This window comes from Natronococcus amylolyticus DSM 10524 (genome assembly GCF_000337675.1).
GTDB classification, from domain to species: domain Archaea; phylum Halobacteriota; class Halobacteria; order Halobacteriales; family Natrialbaceae; genus Natronococcus; species Natronococcus amylolyticus.
Window position 1 is genome coordinate 90,781 of sequence record NZ_AOIB01000028.1, and the last position, 15,984, is coordinate 106,764.

A 15,984-nucleotide genomic window follows, 5' to 3' on the forward strand; every position below is an offset into this window, starting at 1 on the left:
AGTTAGTCAGAACGTATCCCCATTGATTGCCGTCTCCGGGATGCCACCCTCATAGACAGTACGAACGTTCTCAGCCGCTTCGAGGCTGGCATCCCGCAGAGCCTCGGTCGTCTGAGCACCGACATGCGGAGTCATGACGACGTTATCGAACTCCATCAGCGGGTGATCTGTCGCGGGAGGTTCGGGCGAAAAAACGTCAATACCGGCGCCCATAAGCGTGTTATCCTCAAGGGCTACAGCGAGCGCGTCCTGATTGACGACCTCGGCACGGGCTGTGTTGATCAGGATACCTTCGGGAGCGAGTCGTGCCAGTTCATCCGCGCCGACCGCGCCGCGGGTTTCGGGTGTCAACGGCGTATGGATGGAGACAGCGTCGGCCTGGTCGAACAGGTCTTCGGGTGTTTCGACCGTCGAGACGCCTGCAGGAAGGTCACCTTCATTGATGTACGGATCGTACGTTATACAGTCCATCCCCAGCCCCGTCACGAGGTTCGCGACCTTGATGCCGATGTCACCACAACCGAACAGGCCGAGGGTGTCGTTCAGGACCTGGTCAGTGGCTACGTCGTGGTCGTCCCAGCGTTCTGAACGGACGGCGGCGTCGGCCTCGCGGATCCGTCGCCTGACCGTGAGCAACAGCGTGATTGCATGTTCTGCGACAGCGCGGGAATTAACTCCTGGCGTGTTGCTGACGACTACATTGTGCTCGGTCGCTGCATTGATGTCGATGTTGTCGACACCGACGCCATGTTTCGAGATAATCTCGAGGTTTGAGGCACGCTTGATCAATTCCCGATCAATGCGATCGGTTCGCGTGATAATTGCATTAAATCGATCAATATCTTCAAGAAGTGCGTCTCGGTCTTTGTATTTGTCGATACTTGTGATAGTCGTAAAATTTGAAATGCGTTCTGGACCTGAAGGGTTGATCTCTGCTGGGAGAAGAAGTTCCCATGTAGTCGGCGTCATATTATATGCAGGTAGCGTCTACCTTATATTCTCTTGGGTCGTGGTAACTGCGAGCAGCGACTTCACCGCCTCGGCGATCAGCTCCGCACCTTCATAGCCGAGCGAGTAGTCGACACCCTCGTGTCTGCTCTCGGTTTGGACGTACATGATCGCATAGTCGCGATACATGAGCGTCCTGTTCGAGAACGAAACTGGCTCCGCCAGCGGAACCGCTACCGAGACGCTCTTAACGTATGTGACTTCCACAGCGAGCTTATGTGAAACGCCACCAAAAAGCTTTCAAGCTCTGGCAAGTAGCTCCCGAGGGCCCGTACGAGCGACGGGACGAACACGTCCAACAGTATATACGTCAGCCGCGGATACAACCGCATATGGAGTTCCCCGCGCGGAGCGACATCGATCCGCTCATCGAACCGCAGCCGTCCCCGTCGTTCGCACGCGTCCGCTATGAACCGGGGGCGAAGACGCTGACCGATCTACTCGCAGCGACGCGGACAGAGTTAGAGCGCCTCCCCTTCACTGACCTCGAGGACGGTGCGACCGTCGTAATCGGTGTTGGCAGCAGGGGCATTCACAGAATTGACGAGATCACCGCCGAGGCGGTTTCGTACGTCGACGAGCGAGGGTTCGAGCCGATCGTCGTGCCGGCGATGGGCAGCCACGGCGGCGCGACCCCTACCGGCCAACGCCAGACTCTCGAGGCCCTCGGAATTACGGAGGAAGGCATCGGGGCGCCAATCGACGCACGCATGGACGTTGAGAAGCTCAGCGAAACTGACGTTGACGGCACCGCGACGCCGGTGTACTTCTCCGCCGCGGCGCTCGAGGCGGACGCCATCTTGGTGATCAACCGGATCAAACCGCACACGAACTTTACGGGCCGGATCGAGAGCGGGCTCTGCAAGATGCTCACGGTCGGCCTCGGGAAACAACGGGGCGCACAGGCGTTTCACTCGACGGCGCTGAAACGAGGATACGTTCCGACGATCGAATCGATCGTCGAGGTTGTCAGAGAGGCCGTCCCACTGCTTGGCGGCCTCGCACTCGTCGAGAACTTTCACGAAGAGATCGGCCGCGTCGAGGCAATCCCGGCGGGCTCGTTCGAGGAACGCGAACCGGCACTCCTCGAGCGAGCACGAGCGGAGATGCCGACGCTCCCGACGGACGACCTCGATCTGCTCGTCGTCGACGAACTCGGCAAGGAGATCTCCGGCGCTGGGATGGACACGAATGTGATCGGACGGTATCGGGTACTCAACGCTCCCGACCCGAAGAATCCCTCAGTCGACCTCATCTACGCGCGCGGACTCACCGACGAGACGAAGGGGAACGGGAATGGGATCGGGCTGGCCGACGTAACTCGTCGAGCGGCGGTCGAACAACTTGATCTCCGGAAGACGTACGCGAACGCGCTGACGAGCGGCTCGCTCGCCAAGGCGAAGATCCCGCCCGTCGCGCCGACCGACGAACTCGCGCTGCGGGTCGCGCTTAATGCGCTCGGCGGGTACGATCCTAAAACCGTCCGGATCGCCTGGATCGAAGACACGACCCACCTCGCCGAGTTCCGTGTCTCGGAGGCACTTCTCGAGGACATCTCTAACGTTGTCTCCGTAATCGAGCGGGAACGTCTCGTCTTCGAGGACGGAACGGCGTCGTTCGAGCCGAGATAGGTCACTCGACGATGTGATCGTCGGCACTGCCCGACGGCGAGTAGGTGAGATTTGACTCAAGTCCGTTCACGGTTGCAAGCATCATGTCCGGTAGTTCTTCCTCGAACAACTCGCTGATCGGCCGAGTGGACGGGCCCGCAACGACGAGCGTACCGAGAATGTCCCCATCACGTTTGACCGGCACCGCAGTCCCGTTGACGCCGCTGACGTGCTCCTTACGGTTGAACACGATGCCGCGCTCACGGGCAGTCTCGAGTTTATCCAGATCGATGATCGTGTTTTTGGTGAGAGTTATCAAACCCCACCGATCGATGATGTCGTCGACGTACTTCCGCGGATAGTTCTCGAGAATCGCCTTTCCGACGGAGGAGCCGTGCAGGCGGATCTGCCGGCCGGCACCGAACCCGAGGAGAACGCCCCGCTCGCTGGTTTCGGCGTGAAAATAAATGCTGTGGACGAGATCCTCAACGACGGACTGTGTGCGCTCGCCCGTCTCTTCGGCGAGGGTCTGGACATGCGGCTTGGTTATTTCGCACGCCAAATCTCTCGTCTGGGCGGCCCGTCTCAGTCGAGAGAATCGAAGTCTAATCTGGGAACGTTCGCCGTGACGGGAGATGTACATAAGATCCTGGAGCGTCCGGCGATGTCGGTGGGTCGTGCTCTCGTACCCTGCGTCCCGTCGTCCCCGCTGTTCGCGTTCATCGTCTGTCTGCCCCGTGGTTAGACAAACTATCGTCGTGCTCGCCATCACTTACCGGAAAGCTAATCTTTTTTATCTTCTCGTCTGCGAATACGAATGACATGGATCTACAGATTGATGGCAACGCCGCGCTCGTAACCGCCTCCTCAAGCGGGCTGGGCAAGGCGTCTGCGAAGGCTCTCGCACGAGAAGGAGCGAATGTCGTTGTCAACGGCCGGGACGAGGATCGTCTCGCCGAAGCAACGGCGGAACTCGAATCGGTCGCGACGGGCGAAGTCGTCGCCCAGCAGGGCGACCTCACGAATCAGGACGACATCGAGACGCTTGTCGAGACGACCGTTGACGAGTTCGGCAGCGTCGACCATCTCGTCACGAGCGCCGGCGGCCCGCCATCGGGGCCGTTTCTCGAGACCGACGACGATGACTGGTACCAGGCCTACGACCTCCTCGTGATGAGCGTCGTTCGTCTCGCGCGCGCGGCCGAACCGCACCTACGCGAGAGCGACGAGGGGACGATCGTCAATATCACCTCTCGAAGCGTCAAAGAAGCAATTGACAGCCTTGTCCTCTCGAATTCCGTCCGGATGAGCGTCATCGGGCTCGAGAAGACGCTCTCCCAAGAGTTCGCTCCCGAGGTGCGAGCGAACGCGGTGTTGCCTGGCCCGCACGAAACCGAACGCATTGAAGACCTCGTCAATCAGGCCGTTGACCGCGGCGACTACGACTCCTACGAGGAGGGTCTCGACGACTGGGCGAGCAACCCCCTCGAGCGCGTCGGCGATCCGATGGAACTGGGCGATACCGTCGCATTCCTCTCCTCGCCGCGCTCGGGGTATATCAACGGCGAAAGCGTTCTGATCGACGGCGGCTCGACCGGGGCAAACCTATGAAGCCGGTCGAGTTCGACGAGGCCGAGACCTACGAACCGGACGAGGGGTGGCGACGCGTCTCGATGGCCGGCAGCGACGAGTTTTCGTTTGAGTGGTTCGAGAAGCCGCCGGGCCACAGCTCACCGATGCACGACCACGAGAACGAGCAGGTCTGTCTCTGCCTTGAGGGCGAACTCACGGTTGCGACTGAGGACAATGAGGTCATGCTCGAGCAATACGACTCCGTGTGGCTCGACGCCTGGGAGAGCCACAAAGTCGAGAACACCGGCGACGAGCGGGCGGTCGGGCTAGACGTGTTCGCGCCCGGTCGATCATTCGACTTTTGGACGGATCGAGAGGAATGAAGTACCTCGCACGTACAACTGACGGGCGCCCGCTCCTCGGTGACGACGACGGATTCGTCCCGCTCGCGTCGGCTGCACCCGACCTAGAGCGTATTGACGACGCACTTCCTCGCGCCGCAGCCGGCACGCTGCCCGACGTGGCGGCGGCACCCGCCGAACGCATCGATCCGGAGCACGTCCAGTTCGGGCCGCCGCTCCCGGAATTCGGCAAGCTGTGGGGTATCGGCCTGAACTACGAAGAGCACGCCGGCGACCTAGACGAACAGCGACCCGACGAGCCGGCGAGTTTCATGAAGCCGGCGAGCGCTGTTACTGGTCCCGGCGGGCCAATCACGCTCCCGCCGGCCGAGCAGAGCGACGGCGTGACAGCCGAAGCCGAACTCGCGGTCCTGATCGGTCGCGAGTGTCGCGGCGTCGCCGAGGAAGCGGTCAACGATGTGGTGGCTGGCTACCTCCCAGTCATTGATATGACCGCGGAAGACATCCTCCAGCGGAATCCGCGATTTCTGACGCGCGCGAAGAGTTTCGATTCGTTCCTCGTAGTTGGCCCGACGGTCTCGGTTCCCGAAGAACCGCTGGCGCTCGAGGAGCTAACAGTCCAGACGATCGTCGACGACGAAGTCACGGCGGAAAACGAGATTAGAAACATGCTGTTCCCGCCGGAAGAGATCGTCTCGTTCCACTCCGACGTGATGACGCTACAGCCCGGCGACCTCTTCAGCACAGGGACGCCCGGCGCGGAGCCGATCGAGCCGGGCGACTATGTTTGTGCGAGGGTCGAGATGATCGGTGCCGTCAACGCTCCCGTCGTTCGTTGACAGCGTTCCGGTACGGGTCGAGTGGTTTCGGTTCAGCCTCTCCTCGAGTTTCTTTACGCAATGTTCGCCCTCACAGTGGTATTCCTCCTGCAGCGAGACCAATCGATCGCACTGCTATTCGCTGTCGTTGGTAGCGTCGCGTTCGGCCTCATGATAACCCATTACGTTCTGTACCTTCGGTAACACGCTGTTAACGGCCCTTCGATCGGCGGTGACGGACCTACTCAACCGTGATGGTGACGGGCCGATCCGCCGAGAGCAACACCAACTGGGTCACGCTCCCAAACAGCGTCTTCCCAACGAGTATGCGCTCGTGGCCGCATATAACGATGTTATCGGCATCGACGTGCGGCCACTTCGAAGAAAGTGTCCGCCGGTCGCTGTGTTCTCTTCGGGCGACGACCGTAACGCCGCTCTCTTCGAGCGTCTCAAGGGCCGACAACGCACTCTCTGGAAAATTTATTTCGTCGTAGAGACCTGCAAACCTGACTTGCCCCTCTCGTCGATAACGTCGTATTCCCGCAACACGTTCAGCGCAACGACCTCGATGTTCGTCGGGGCTGGCGAGAAAGGAATTGATCGCTGCCGTCGCTCGTTCGATCCACCGGTTCTCAGAATTGACGGGAAGCAATACGTAGTACATATCTGCGCATCTCGGAAGAGTCACTTAAGCGTCGTGCCGGTAGCACGACCGAGCCGAACAAAGCGTTTTATCGGCTCGGCGAGACGACTGTGACGAATGACCCGGCAGGTTCGATGTTACGACTGCGCAGAAACGTACGGGATCGACGACCGTAAACGCTGTACGTGTGGGGAACCGCTCTGGTTCGAGACCGATTCGAGCAGTTTCGAGTGGCCCGACGAAGAGTGGACCACCGGAATGTGGCGATACGCCGACGTCCTTCCGGTAACTGACCCTGTCGGTGTTCCCCCCGGAACGACGCCGCTCGTCCGCGCGGCTAGGATTGACGAGTACGCCGGCTGTCGGCTTCATGTGAAGAATGAAGCCCAGAACCCGACGGGCAGTTTCAAGGATCGTGGGACAGCGGTCGGCGTCGGCTACGCTGTACAGACCGATCGCGATTGGATCGGGACGGTCTCCCACGGCAATATGGCGCTCAGCACGAGTGCATATGCTGCGAGCGCCGGACTCGAGTGTGCGGTCTTCGTACCGGCAGATACACCCGTAGAGCGACTCGAACTCATCGACCGCCACGATCCGCACATTTTTCGCGTTGAGGGAGACTACGGCCGGCTGTACGCAGAGACACTCGCGCTCGAGACCGGTGTCTGGTTCATCAACTCGGATACGCCACTTCGAGTCGCTGGGCAGAAAACGGTTGCCTACGAGATCTTTGAGCAGCTACACCCCGCCGAACCCGACGCCCTCGTCCTCCCGATCAGCAGCGGTGGGCAGGCGAGCGCTGTCTGGAAAGCGGTTCGTGAACTCGAGTCTGCCGGTCTGATCGACGACGTCCCTCGACTCTACTTCGTCCAAGCAGCAGCGTGTGATCCGATCGCAACGGCCTATCGGAACGGTGAGTCAGTGGTAACGCCGGTGGTCGCGGACGAAACCATCGCGATCTCGATCGCCAACAGCGATCCGCCGAGTGGTACCCGAGCGCTCGTAGCAGCGCGCGACACCGGTGGCACGGTCATCTCTGTGCCCGACAACGAGATCCGCGACGCGATGGCACGCGTCGCGACGAGTGTGGGAACTGACGTCGAACCCTCGAGCGCCGTGGCAGTGGCCGGCGTACGCCGTCTGTCGCGTTCGGGCGACGTCGGAGCGGACGACGACGTGGCTGCGATCCTGACCGGATCGGGGTACAAAGAGCGATACGATGCCGAGGTCGACAGTCGAACGATCGATCTTGACGACCTCGAACAGGATCTCGCGAGCGTCGTCGGCCGCTGACGATCGTTCAAACCGCGGTATTCGATCGGCGGGCGCTCGGCGGACGTGCCGCCGGAATCAGGGCTCGAGTTCTCTTCGAGAGTGCTCTCGAGCAAGCACGGATTACACGGGCATCGGAAGGGGAACGCGACCAATCACCCGTAGACGAGACGAGATTAAAGTACCCTGTCGAATAGCTTTTCTACAACATCTCAAGGGAAGAAAACTGTAGCGTAGGCCAGTTCGTTTAGCAGTCATGGACCGCATACTTATCCGGCTTGGTGGCAAGAACGAAGATTAATTTCTGAGATGTTGTCTTTCGACCACTCGTTCGTAGCTGTAGCACACCCACCCCGACGCTGTGCCCCTATTCAACAGAGCACATCAAATATGTCTGCTAATCGCTCACGCATGAATTCACGTCGGTACTCCCGGCGCTCCGCTTCCGAGAGGTAGTTTTCCAGTACAACGCCCGCATCGGAACTACCCTGATCATCTGCGATCATATCAAGATTCTCGAGCAGTTGTTTCTGGGCATCCATGTACGTCGTATACCAGAACCGTCGCCCCATCTTCGAGGTCGGCGTTTTGCCACGAACGGTGACACCGGCACGGTTCGAGAGTCGCTGAAAACGCGATTGGACAGTTTCACCAACGATATGGCCACTCGAGGATGCCGTCGAAGGAAACAGATACCCGTTCCACTCGTCATCTCGAGCACCGAGTGCCCCGATACGATCCGATAGTTGCTCGCGGCCATAAACCAGCGCAACCGTTCCTGGACCGTTCTTTCGTTCCTCAAAGTAGACGTGGGGATCTTCGCTTCCAAGTACTACTTGGGAGACGTGCAATGACGCGACCTCGTTCCGTCGCAGCCCCCATGCACACAGAGCGAGCACGAGAAGTTCTTCCTCGGGACTCTTGGCAGCCTTATACAGCCGCTGGACATCTTCGGTCGATAGGGGTTGGTTATCTTTCTCCCCACGGTTCCAGTTGTACTCCTCACTGATTCTCGAGGCCGGGTTGAACGCGGCGATCGCCCGCCGCTCGAGATGACTATAGAACTGGTTGACGTCGCTCAGATACCGTTGCTTCGAGGCGTCAGTCCTGAGATCGGCGTCGAGTTCGTCAAACACCGCCAGGACGCGTCGAATCTCAGTAGCCCGTTCGGAAGTATCAACGACACGGTCCACGAGATTGGCCTGGCCGTGGAGTTCATCGTACAGTTGCGCATAAGTCGCAAGCCGAGACCGCTTCGTAGCGACCGTGGTGTCCGCGAGGCCTTGCCGGCGCTCGAGCGTCCGTATGAACGACTCAAGTTCCTCGATAGTAGTTTCGTCGTCGATACCCCACGGATACCCCTCCACAGACTCCTCGACATAGCCTACAGACTCGAGAAACTCCGAGAGAGTCATTCCGTGGTGTTCTCGGAGCGTGTAGGTGAGTCCACCGTAACTGACGTCGAGTAGGTCCTGGTAGGAAGGCTTGTCCTCGAGATCGTGGCCAGCACGTCGCAGCTCGAGTTCGATTTCGGTATTCCAGAACTCGCGGAGTTCCTCGAGGGACTTGTGCGACCACTGGATCTGCTCGCTACTCACGCGAGATCCCCCCGAGTAACCCGTTACCTCCGGATTGAGGTGTTTTTGAGAGTGTCATTTTCGTACGGTTCGCTACTCGTGACACTCACTAAAAACTATCGTGTATTTGGTTGTCGTCGGTCAGACAACCAAGATACACAATACGGATAACGATTGGCTCTGTACAGATATAAACTGCATAGTGCCATATCATTTTGAAAGCAACTCTCGAGGATTCGAGTTTGCTGGAACGAGCGGCTGGTATGTTCTAGCTGCCGGATAGAGGAACAATAGACAGCAAGCGAGCTTCGCGACCAGACGTACTTGTAGCAAGCCCATACACCCTGAACAAGTACACAGGCCTACGTCGATCACCAGGCGGGCAGGCCTGCCACCGTAACTGTACTCGAACAATTCGTTACCGAGCGAGAAGCACGCTAAGAGCGGTGGTTCGGTTCAGCATTCAGTTCTACTTCAGGAAGTGTCTCTTTTGAGTACTACTCATATTTTATATACTTGTAGTCGAACGATCGCGAACATCTACAGCCTAACGTAATCTATATATAGTCCGGTTTCGGCCGGGTCCGAGCTATGTCACAGCCGTCGAAACCGAATTGCGACTTGAAACCGGACACGTTAACTGGTGCTACAGCCAACCCGCGAGAATCTGGTCGCGGAGTACATAGCTCGAGTAGAATCGAACGAGTAGCAATCCGCTCTATAGACCGACGAAAGAAAACCGAGGTCGACACCACAGTGCTTCTTGACGGTGATTGGAAGGTACCAAACCACGTCCCCTCCCCCCGCAGCAAAGCTCCGATATCGGGCACGGATACCACGAGAAAGTAACCAGTATCTAATGTGTGATTTCATAGATGATGTCGTTTTTGTCATCCTTGAGTACTGTAATCGAACATGTGAGGAAATCAAACTGATATTTCGGATCGTTCCACATACGCACGGGAAACGTGCTTGAGCACGGCGCGAGCCGTGACGGTTGCGTGTACAAAAGGTGCGAAACCTCGCTGTTCACCGCGTAAGTGTGTTGCCGTCGTCCGAATTACGACACATCCCTCGTACTAAGACAGATTTTCGGACGTTCTGCTGGCAAAGGCTCCCCGTTTCGGTGTAGAAGTACACCCGTCTCGGTGCTGGAGACAGGGTGTAACGAGAAAGATATCCCTGTAACTCACTACACGAGAGCGCAGTAGTCGGTTACTGCGGCAGTAGTTGATCACCCCGGTAGCCATGCATCCCAAAATCTCCCGATTTAACGGCGCTCCATGTGGTGTGAATTCGTACGCTTCGGACCGGTGTGAGTGTCGAGGAAACGAGGGTCCCGTACAGGCCCCTGGTCATGAATCTGACACGGATACGACGGGAGGTTACCGTCGGAAGGAGCAACGGGTTCGGTTCTCCCACGACGGGCTACAACGTAGGGTCAATCCTCGGTGTCATGAGACTCGCCCGACAAGGGACGAGATCCGGCGGTTGCGTTCTAATCCTCCTCCCAGTAGTACAGTTCTTCTTTCGGGCTTTCGCACTCGGGACACGCCTCCGGAAGACTCTCGCTAAATCGTCCCATCTCGCCACACTCCCGACACCGCCACATGTTGTGACCTCGGTTCTCGGGCTCTCGCGGTTCGCCGATCGGAATCTCCGTCTCCTCTTTGTTCCGAAGTTCGCTGTCGGCGAGTGGGGAATCTTGGTCGGGGCTCATTCCAAACGTCGGTACGTCTCGAGTCATGTTAAAACGTACCACTAGTGAAATTCGTCCGAAGGGTCTTCGATCAGTGACCGTTGCGTCGCATCGTCCAGAGGTCGTCGAAGTCGATAACCTCGAGCGCGTCGCCTTTGCTATCGATGTGTTCGAGCAGCGTTTCGTACTCGTCAACGTCGATCGTGTTGTCCAGGTCGAACGCGTGGAAGTTCAAGATCGTACACTGACGGTTCCGTGCGGCGAGGTCGATACACCGCGTTGCGACGCCGAGGTCGTGACCGATCGTTCGCGGGAGAACGAGCGGATCGAAGCCGTGAACGCCGGTGAGGTTAGCGTCGCCGGCCTGGTTGAACCCGCCGGCGTAGTAGTACTCCGAGACGACGTCCAGAACCGTCTGATCGAAGCTGTTGTGCGGGTAGACGAGATAGTGTCCGCCCTGGAACTCGTTCTGGACCGCCCAGTTCTTGTCTCGTCGAAGGCTGTCCCGAAGCGACTCCTCGTCCATCTGCGCGAGGTGGGTGTGAGTCCCGTAAGCGACGATCTGGTCGCCGGCCTCCTGGCACTCGCGGAGCTGTTCGGCCGTCATGATCCCGTCGCGCTGCCCCCTCGTCCACTGGCGAACCGCGGCCTGCACCGCGTTGACACCGTACTCGTCATGGAGCGGACTCGCCACGTCGTAGTAGTCGTCGAAGCCGTCGTCCCAGCAGAGCACGACGTACCCCTTCTCGGGCTTGTCGTGGATGCGAAGATCGTCGACCCACACCTCCGCCTCGTCGGTGTTGTAGACGATAATCTGGATCTCGTCGACGACGTCGCGCTCGAGTGGGGTCGTACTCTCCTCGAAGACACCGGGATTCGTCCGAAACCAGCCGATATCCGGCGTTCGGTAGGTGACGCTCCGAAGCTGGTGGTGGGCGTACCCTCCATAGATGTCGATGAGACGAATGTCGACCGCTACGTTTCCGGGGGTGGACGTTCGCACGGCGAGTGAGAACTCCCGGTCGGTCAGGTCGGTCGTCTCGATGCTCCGTTCGACGATGACGTTCTCGCCGTCCTCGGCGGTGAGTTTGAGGCTCTGGGAGCCCTCGAAGGCGACGTCCTCGTCGGCCTCCGCGGATCCCTGAACCGTCTCTCAAACGTCGAGCTCTTCGAAGTCGTCAAACGCCTCCCCGGGTTGGCCGAACTCCTCGCGGCTATTATACTCCGTCTCGACCGTCAGTGCCGGCGGTTCGTAGCTGTTCGTCTCTCCCTGACCGGTCGTATCGGACGTCGATTCGTTCGACGATCCGCTACCGTTTTCCTCGGACGTTTCCGAACTGAATCGGTCCGTACACCCGGCAAGCCCCACGAGCGTCGCCGACCCCGACAGTGCGAGAAACCGTCGACGCGTGTTGTTGTCTTCCGTCATCGGTAGTCTATAGGAGATATAGTAATAAAAATATTACAGTCATAAAATAGAACTTGTTAGTGAGGATATCATCAGACGGTGGCTAGTAAACCACGCACCGACAGAGGGACCAGGCACTGATAGAGGGACAGAATCGAAACTGTCGATGACCAATCGAACGACTGATACCACGGGCATTCCTCCGTCTGGACGATGGACGCCGGACTCGGGTTTGCGATCGTCGCCGCTTTCGTCTGGGGATTTTACATTTGCGTGTTGAAACGTTCGTTCTCGGGATATCCGCCCGCCGCGCTGACGGTCCTCATCAACACCTTCGCTATCGCGTGGTATCTTCCGGTCTCGCTCACGCGAACTGATCGCTCCGCAGTGGCGTTCGGCGGGTTCGGCCTTCTCGAGGTCAGCGTGGTCGTCCTGACGATCGTGTCGACCGCCGCCGCGTTCGTCCTCTTTCTGCGAGCGATCGCACAGGGGGACGTCTCGTACGTGACACCGATCAACAAGATCGTCCCGATGTTCGTCCTTCCGCTCGAGATCCTGTTTCTCGGGCAGCTGCTGACACCGTTGCAGGTCACCGGAGTCGTCGTCGCGACGCTCGCAGTGTACGTGGCGAACTACGATCCCGGCGGGTTCTTCCGGCCGTTCGTCAAGGCTGCGCGATCGCGGCCCGCACAGCTCGCGCTGGTGAGCGCGATGTGTTACGCGGTCAGTGATCTCGGGAAGCGCGTTTCGTTGCAGGAACTCGCTATCCCGGAGACGCTCTGGGTCCCGCTGTTGCTATCCGGAGTTGCTGTCGTTCTCCTTCCGAGTGCGATCCGAAACCCACCGACCGAGATCCGAGCGGATCTCCCCAAATTAGCTATCGGAGGAGCAATGGTCGCGCTTGGAGAGCACCTCACGACGCTGGCGTTCGCCCTATTGCCGGCGAGCATCGCTTCTCCCGTGATCAACACGCAGGCGATTATCGCCGTCGTTCTCGGCGGGATCCTCCTCGGAGAGCGCTACTTCCGGATTCGACTCGTCGCGGCCGTACTGGCAGTTATCGGCGTCACGCTCATCGCGGTTTGAGTCCCCTGCTACCCCGATGTTCCGGGAATTCCCGCCGTCGTCGATCGCTCTGCAGAGAGATCGTTCTGCAGGGCGAGGCCAAAGTCTCCCGCGTGCGCGGGAAAGACAAGTCGGTCGACAAACGAAGTATCGAAGCGGTCTCGAGGGGGGATTGAGGAAGATTCGAGACTCGAGGGGTTCGAGGGACTCGACGAATAACGAGATGCTGGGCTCTCGAGTTTGCTCAAATATTGACAGAGAGAGCTGAGGGCGCCGAGTCATTCGGCGACGTGATGGTCGTCGTCCCTAGTCGTGAATGCCCATCGCGCTGATCTGTTCCTGATACCGGTTCCGGATCGTGACCTCGGTCACCTGGGCGACGTCGGCGACCTCCCGTTGGGTCTTCTTCTCGTTACAGAGGAGCGCGCTCGCGTAGATCGCGGCTGCAGCGTACCCGGTCGGCGATTTACCCGACAGCATCCCCTGTTCGGCCGTCGTGTTGATGATCTCGTTGGCCTTGAGCTGGACCTCCTCGGGAAGGTCGAGCTCCGAGCAAAACCGTGGGACGTACTTTTTCGGATCGACGGGCTCCATCTCGAGGCCGAGCTCCTGGGAGATGTAGCGGTACGTCCGGCCGATCTCCATACGATCGACCCGTGAGACGGCTGCGACCTCGTCCAGCGAGCGCGGAATGCCCTCCATTCGACAGGCAGCGTACAGGGTACTCGTGGCGACGCCCTCGATCGATCGGCCCCGGATGAGGTCCTCGTCGAGCGCGCGCCGGTAGAGGACGCTGGCTACCTCCCGAACCGAACGGGGGACGCCCAGCGCGGATGCCATTCGGTCGGTTTCGGAGAGGGCGAACTGCAGGTTCCGTTCGCCGGCGTCCTTCGTTCGGATGCGCTCCTGCCACTTCCGGAGCCGGCTCATCTGGTTTCGCTTCTCCGAGGACAGCGACCGACCGTAGGCGTCCTTGTTCTTCCAGTCGATCGTCGTGGTCAACCCCTTGTCGTGCATCGTCTGGGTCGTCGGCGCCCCGACCCGGGACTTGCTGTCCCGTTCCGACTGGTTGAACGCCCGCCACTCGGGTCCGTGATCGATGCCGCCCTCCTCGAGAATGAGCCCGCAGTCCTCACAGCTGACCTCGCTTCCGTCCGAACTTCGGACGAGTGCCGTCGAATCGCACTCCGGACACGCCCGAACGCCCTCCTGCTCAGTCGTGTTGTTCTTCGTCTGCTCGTCACGTTGTTTCTGACGGGTCGGGCGTTTCATCAGTCGAGTAGAGAGAGTGACCCGAGAAGGTTAAACGCTGGGAGTGATCGGAGCGAAACGATCTGAAAAGAAGTCCGAAAAATTAACCGGTTTTGCTCATCGTACCTCTTGATAAGACATGCGTCCGTCGCCGTTTGCATGAAAGCACTCGTCGGGATAGACGCCGGGACGACCGCTATCACGGCTGTCGCGTACGATACAAGCGGATCAGCTCTCGCGACCGCGACGGAAACGCAGTCCGTCGACCGTCCGGACACCGGTCAGGCCGAACTGGGTATGGGGACAGTCTGGGACCGCACCAGGGAAGCAATCGCGCGAGTGGTCGCGAGGCTAGACGAACACGTCGAGATCGCTGGCGTCGGCATTGCGGGCCAGGGTGACGGCTGCTGGCTGATCGATACGAGCGGAAAGCCCGTTCGGAACGCCGTCCTGTGGTCGGACAGTCGGGCGGCACCGATCCTCGAGAACTGGACGGCGGACGGAACGATGGACGCGCTGGTCGAAACGTGTGGCTCACCCGTGTATCCGGGAATGTGCCTGCCGATTTTGACGTGGCTCGCCGAGCACGAGCCGAAAACGCTCGACCGAGCGGCGACCGCGTTCTCGTGTAAGGACTGGCTCAGCTACAACCTGACCGGAACTCGAGTGACCGATTATACTGAGGCGACGGTGCCGTTTCTCGATCGCGAAACGGGTGAGTTCGAGCCGGCGGTGTTCGAGCGCGCTGGTATTCCGGAGCAAAGTGACCTCATCCCAGACGTTCGTACTGGGACTGACGTAATCGGGACGGTAACGAGCGACGCCGCCTCGGAGACAGGACTCCCCGAAGGAACGCCGGTGGTGGCCGGAACGATCGACGTCGTCGCTTCGGCAGTCGGCGCCGGTGCGGTCGCGCCGGGCGACGGGGCGGTTTCGCTCGGAACGTCACTGTTTGCCCAGACGATTACCGAGGGTCCGGGAGCCGACGATCGTGGGATCGGGATGGCGTTCGGAATCGACGATCGCTGGACGACGGCGATCGGATCGAACGCGGGGACGCCGAGCCTCGAGTGGGTGTGCGAGGAACTGCTCGAGAAGGAGGGGATCGAGGCCCTCGAACCGATCGCCGCGGCGGCGGCGGCAGGGTCGGAAGGAGTACTGTTTCTCCCCTACCTCAGCACGACCGGGGAGCGAGGACCGTTCACCGATCCGAACGCTCGAGCCGGATTCCTCGGACTGACGCCGGAGCACACTCAGGCGCACGTCGTTCGCAGCGTCTACGAGGGGCTCAGCCTCGCGGTCCGGGATTGTATCGAACACCTACCCGCAACGCCGACTCGAGTATATGTCACGGGTGGGGGGACCCGATCGGCGTTCTGGTGTGACCTTCTCGCGGACTGTCTCGGGATCGAGTTACTCGTTCCGGAGGCGGAGTACCCCGCGGCGAAGGGTGCGGCGACGCTGCTGGCGGTCGGACTCGGGGTCGAACCGTCTCTCGAGCAGGCCGGTTCCCGACTCGGAGAAACGGAACGGCGTTACGAGCCCGACGAGGACATCGCGGAAACGTACGACGAACTGTACGAACACTACCGTCGAACGCGCCACGACATGCAGCCGATCTGGGAACGACAGGCCAAGCTGTGACGCGTCTACGATAACGAGTAATAGGCAACCAGGTCGGCGACAGGAGATCCGA

At 59.7% G+C, this 15,984-nt stretch carries 13 protein-coding genes and 2 pseudogenes; 7 read left to right on the plus strand and 8 right to left on the minus strand.

What is annotated here, in order from left to right:
* Positions 1-6 precede the first annotated feature (6 nt).
* The gene (locus C491_RS13550; RefSeq protein WP_049891942.1) at positions 7-969 is read right to left on the minus strand and encodes a hydroxyacid dehydrogenase; all 963 of its coding nucleotides are present in this window, start codon (positions 967-969) and stop codon (positions 7-9) included.
* 21 nt (positions 970-990) lie between these two features.
* Positions 991-1,215 (minus strand): annotated as a pseudogene (locus C491_RS21745) (mandelate racemase/muconate lactonizing enzyme family protein); the annotation flags it as partial.
* A 125-nt stretch (positions 1,216-1,340) separates the two neighbouring features.
* Here C491_RS21745 and C491_RS13555 point away from each other — a divergent pair.
* On the plus strand, positions 1,341-2,639 hold the full coding sequence (locus tag C491_RS13555) for a DUF362 domain-containing protein (protein WP_005557232.1): 1,299 nt from the start codon (positions 1,341-1,343) through the stop codon (positions 2,637-2,639).
* A 1-nt stretch (position 2,640) separates the two neighbouring features.
* Here C491_RS13555 and C491_RS13560 read toward each other — a convergent pair whose 3' ends face one another.
* Positions 2,641-3,387 (minus strand): IclR family transcriptional regulator, encoded by a 747-nt coding sequence (locus tag C491_RS13560; RefSeq protein ID WP_005557234.1) that lies wholly within the window; start codon positions 3,385-3,387, stop codon positions 2,641-2,643.
* A gap of 53 nt (positions 3,388-3,440) precedes the next feature.
* On the opposite strand from C491_RS13560, the gene C491_RS13565 reads away from it, so the two are divergent.
* The 3 genes from C491_RS13565 to C491_RS13575 are packed head-to-tail and all read left to right on the plus strand — an operon-like array spanning position 3,441 to position 5,391.
* On the plus strand, positions 3,441-4,229 hold the full coding sequence (locus C491_RS13565) for an SDR family oxidoreductase (protein ID WP_005557236.1): 789 nt from the start codon (positions 3,441-3,443) through the stop codon (positions 4,227-4,229).
* Positions 4,226-4,573, plus strand: a complete 348-nt coding sequence (locus C491_RS13570) for a cupin domain-containing protein (RefSeq protein ID WP_005557239.1) — start codon at positions 4,226-4,228, stop codon at positions 4,571-4,573. The genes C491_RS13565 and C491_RS13570 overlap by 4 nt, the downstream gene beginning before the upstream one ends.
* On the plus strand, positions 4,570-5,391 hold the full coding sequence (locus tag C491_RS13575; RefSeq protein WP_005557242.1) for a fumarylacetoacetate hydrolase family protein: 822 nt from the start codon (positions 4,570-4,572) through the stop codon (positions 5,389-5,391). The genes C491_RS13570 and C491_RS13575 overlap by 4 nt, the downstream gene beginning before the upstream one ends.
* 220 nt (positions 5,392-5,611) lie before the next feature.
* On the opposite strand, the gene C491_RS13585 is transcribed toward C491_RS13575, so the two are convergent.
* Positions 5,612-6,034 (minus strand): universal stress protein, encoded by a 423-nt coding sequence (locus tag C491_RS13585; protein WP_241431320.1) that lies wholly within the window; start codon positions 6,032-6,034, stop codon positions 5,612-5,614.
* A gap of 96 nt (positions 6,035-6,130) precedes the next feature.
* On the opposite strand from C491_RS13585, the gene thrC reads away from it, so the two are divergent.
* Positions 6,131-7,309: a threonine synthase gene (gene thrC, locus C491_RS13590; protein WP_005557246.1), complete on the plus strand. Its 1,179-nt coding sequence runs from the start codon at positions 6,131-6,133 to the stop codon at positions 7,307-7,309.
* Positions 7,310-7,659: 350 nt separating this feature from the next.
* On the opposite strand, the gene C491_RS13595 is transcribed toward thrC, so the two are convergent.
* The 3 genes and pseudogenes from C491_RS13595 to C491_RS13605 all read right to left on the minus strand — a co-directional run bounded on the left by C491_RS13595 (position 7,660) and on the right by C491_RS13605 (position 11,993).
* A complete protein-coding gene (locus C491_RS13595) occupies positions 7,660-8,886 on the minus strand; it encodes a tyrosine-type recombinase/integrase (RefSeq protein ID WP_005557248.1) in 1,227 nt (408 codons plus the stop codon).
* 1,477 nt (positions 8,887-10,363) lie between these two features.
* Positions 10,364-10,585 carry a DUF7130 family rubredoxin-like protein gene (locus C491_RS13600; protein ID WP_005557250.1) on the minus strand — a complete coding sequence of 74 codons (222 nt, stop codon included), beginning with the start codon at positions 10,583-10,585 and terminating at the stop codon, positions 10,364-10,366.
* Positions 10,586-10,655: 70 nt separating this feature from the next.
* Positions 10,656-11,993, minus strand: a pseudogene (locus C491_RS13605) (polysaccharide deacetylase family protein).
* A 192-nt stretch (positions 11,994-12,185) separates the two neighbouring features.
* Here C491_RS13605 and C491_RS13610 point away from each other — a divergent pair.
* Positions 12,186-13,058, plus strand: coding sequence for a DMT family transporter (locus tag C491_RS13610; RefSeq protein ID WP_005557252.1), 873 nt, complete (start codon positions 12,186-12,188; stop codon positions 13,056-13,058).
* A 285-nt stretch (positions 13,059-13,343) separates the two neighbouring features.
* Here the strand turns inward: C491_RS13610 and C491_RS13615 are convergent, their stop codons facing one another.
* Positions 13,344-14,309, minus strand: coding sequence for a transcription initiation factor IIB (locus tag C491_RS13615; protein ID WP_005557253.1), 966 nt, complete (start codon positions 14,307-14,309; stop codon positions 13,344-13,346).
* A gap of 138 nt (positions 14,310-14,447) precedes the next feature.
* On the opposite strand from C491_RS13615, the gene C491_RS13620 reads away from it, so the two are divergent.
* Positions 14,448-15,932 carry an FGGY-family carbohydrate kinase gene (locus C491_RS13620; protein WP_005557255.1) on the plus strand — a complete coding sequence of 495 codons (1,485 nt, stop codon included), beginning with the start codon at positions 14,448-14,450 and terminating at the stop codon, positions 15,930-15,932.
* Positions 15,933-15,984 lie beyond the last annotated feature (52 nt).

Excerpts from the sequence above, each read along its gene's own strand:
- C491_RS13575 (WP_005557242.1), top strand. The coding sequence starts at position 4,570 with ATGAAGTACCTCGCACGTACAACTGACGGGCGCCCGCTCCTCGGTGAC.
- C491_RS13600 (WP_005557250.1), bottom strand. The coding sequence starts at position 10,585 with ATGAGCCCCGACCAAGATTCCCCACTCGCCGACAGCGAACTTCGGAAC.
- C491_RS13615 (WP_005557253.1), bottom strand. The coding sequence starts at position 14,309 with ATGAAACGCCCGACCCGTCAGAAACAACGTGACGAGCAGACGAAGAAC.
- C491_RS13585 (WP_241431320.1), bottom strand. The coding sequence starts at position 6,034 with ATGTACTACGTATTGCTTCCCGTCAATTCTGAGAACCGGTGGATCGAA.
- C491_RS13555 (WP_005557232.1), top strand. The coding sequence starts at position 1,341 with ATGGAGTTCCCCGCGCGGAGCGACATCGATCCGCTCATCGAACCGCAG.
- C491_RS13570 (WP_005557239.1), top strand. The coding sequence starts at position 4,226 with ATGAAGCCGGTCGAGTTCGACGAGGCCGAGACCTACGAACCGGACGAG.
- C491_RS13620 (WP_005557255.1), top strand. The coding sequence starts at position 14,448 with ATGAAAGCACTCGTCGGGATAGACGCCGGGACGACCGCTATCACGGCT.
- C491_RS13565 (WP_005557236.1), top strand. The coding sequence starts at position 3,441 with ATGGATCTACAGATTGATGGCAACGCCGCGCTCGTAACCGCCTCCTCA.
- C491_RS13560 (WP_005557234.1), bottom strand. The coding sequence starts at position 3,387 with ATGGCGAGCACGACGATAGTTTGTCTAACCACGGGGCAGACAGACGAT.
- C491_RS13550 (WP_049891942.1), bottom strand. The coding sequence starts at position 969 with ATGACGCCGACTACATGGGAACTTCTTCTCCCAGCAGAGATCAACCCT.
- thrC (WP_005557246.1), top strand. The coding sequence starts at position 6,131 with ATGACCCGGCAGGTTCGATGTTACGACTGCGCAGAAACGTACGGGATC.
- C491_RS13610 (WP_005557252.1), top strand. The coding sequence starts at position 12,186 with ATGGACGCCGGACTCGGGTTTGCGATCGTCGCCGCTTTCGTCTGGGGA.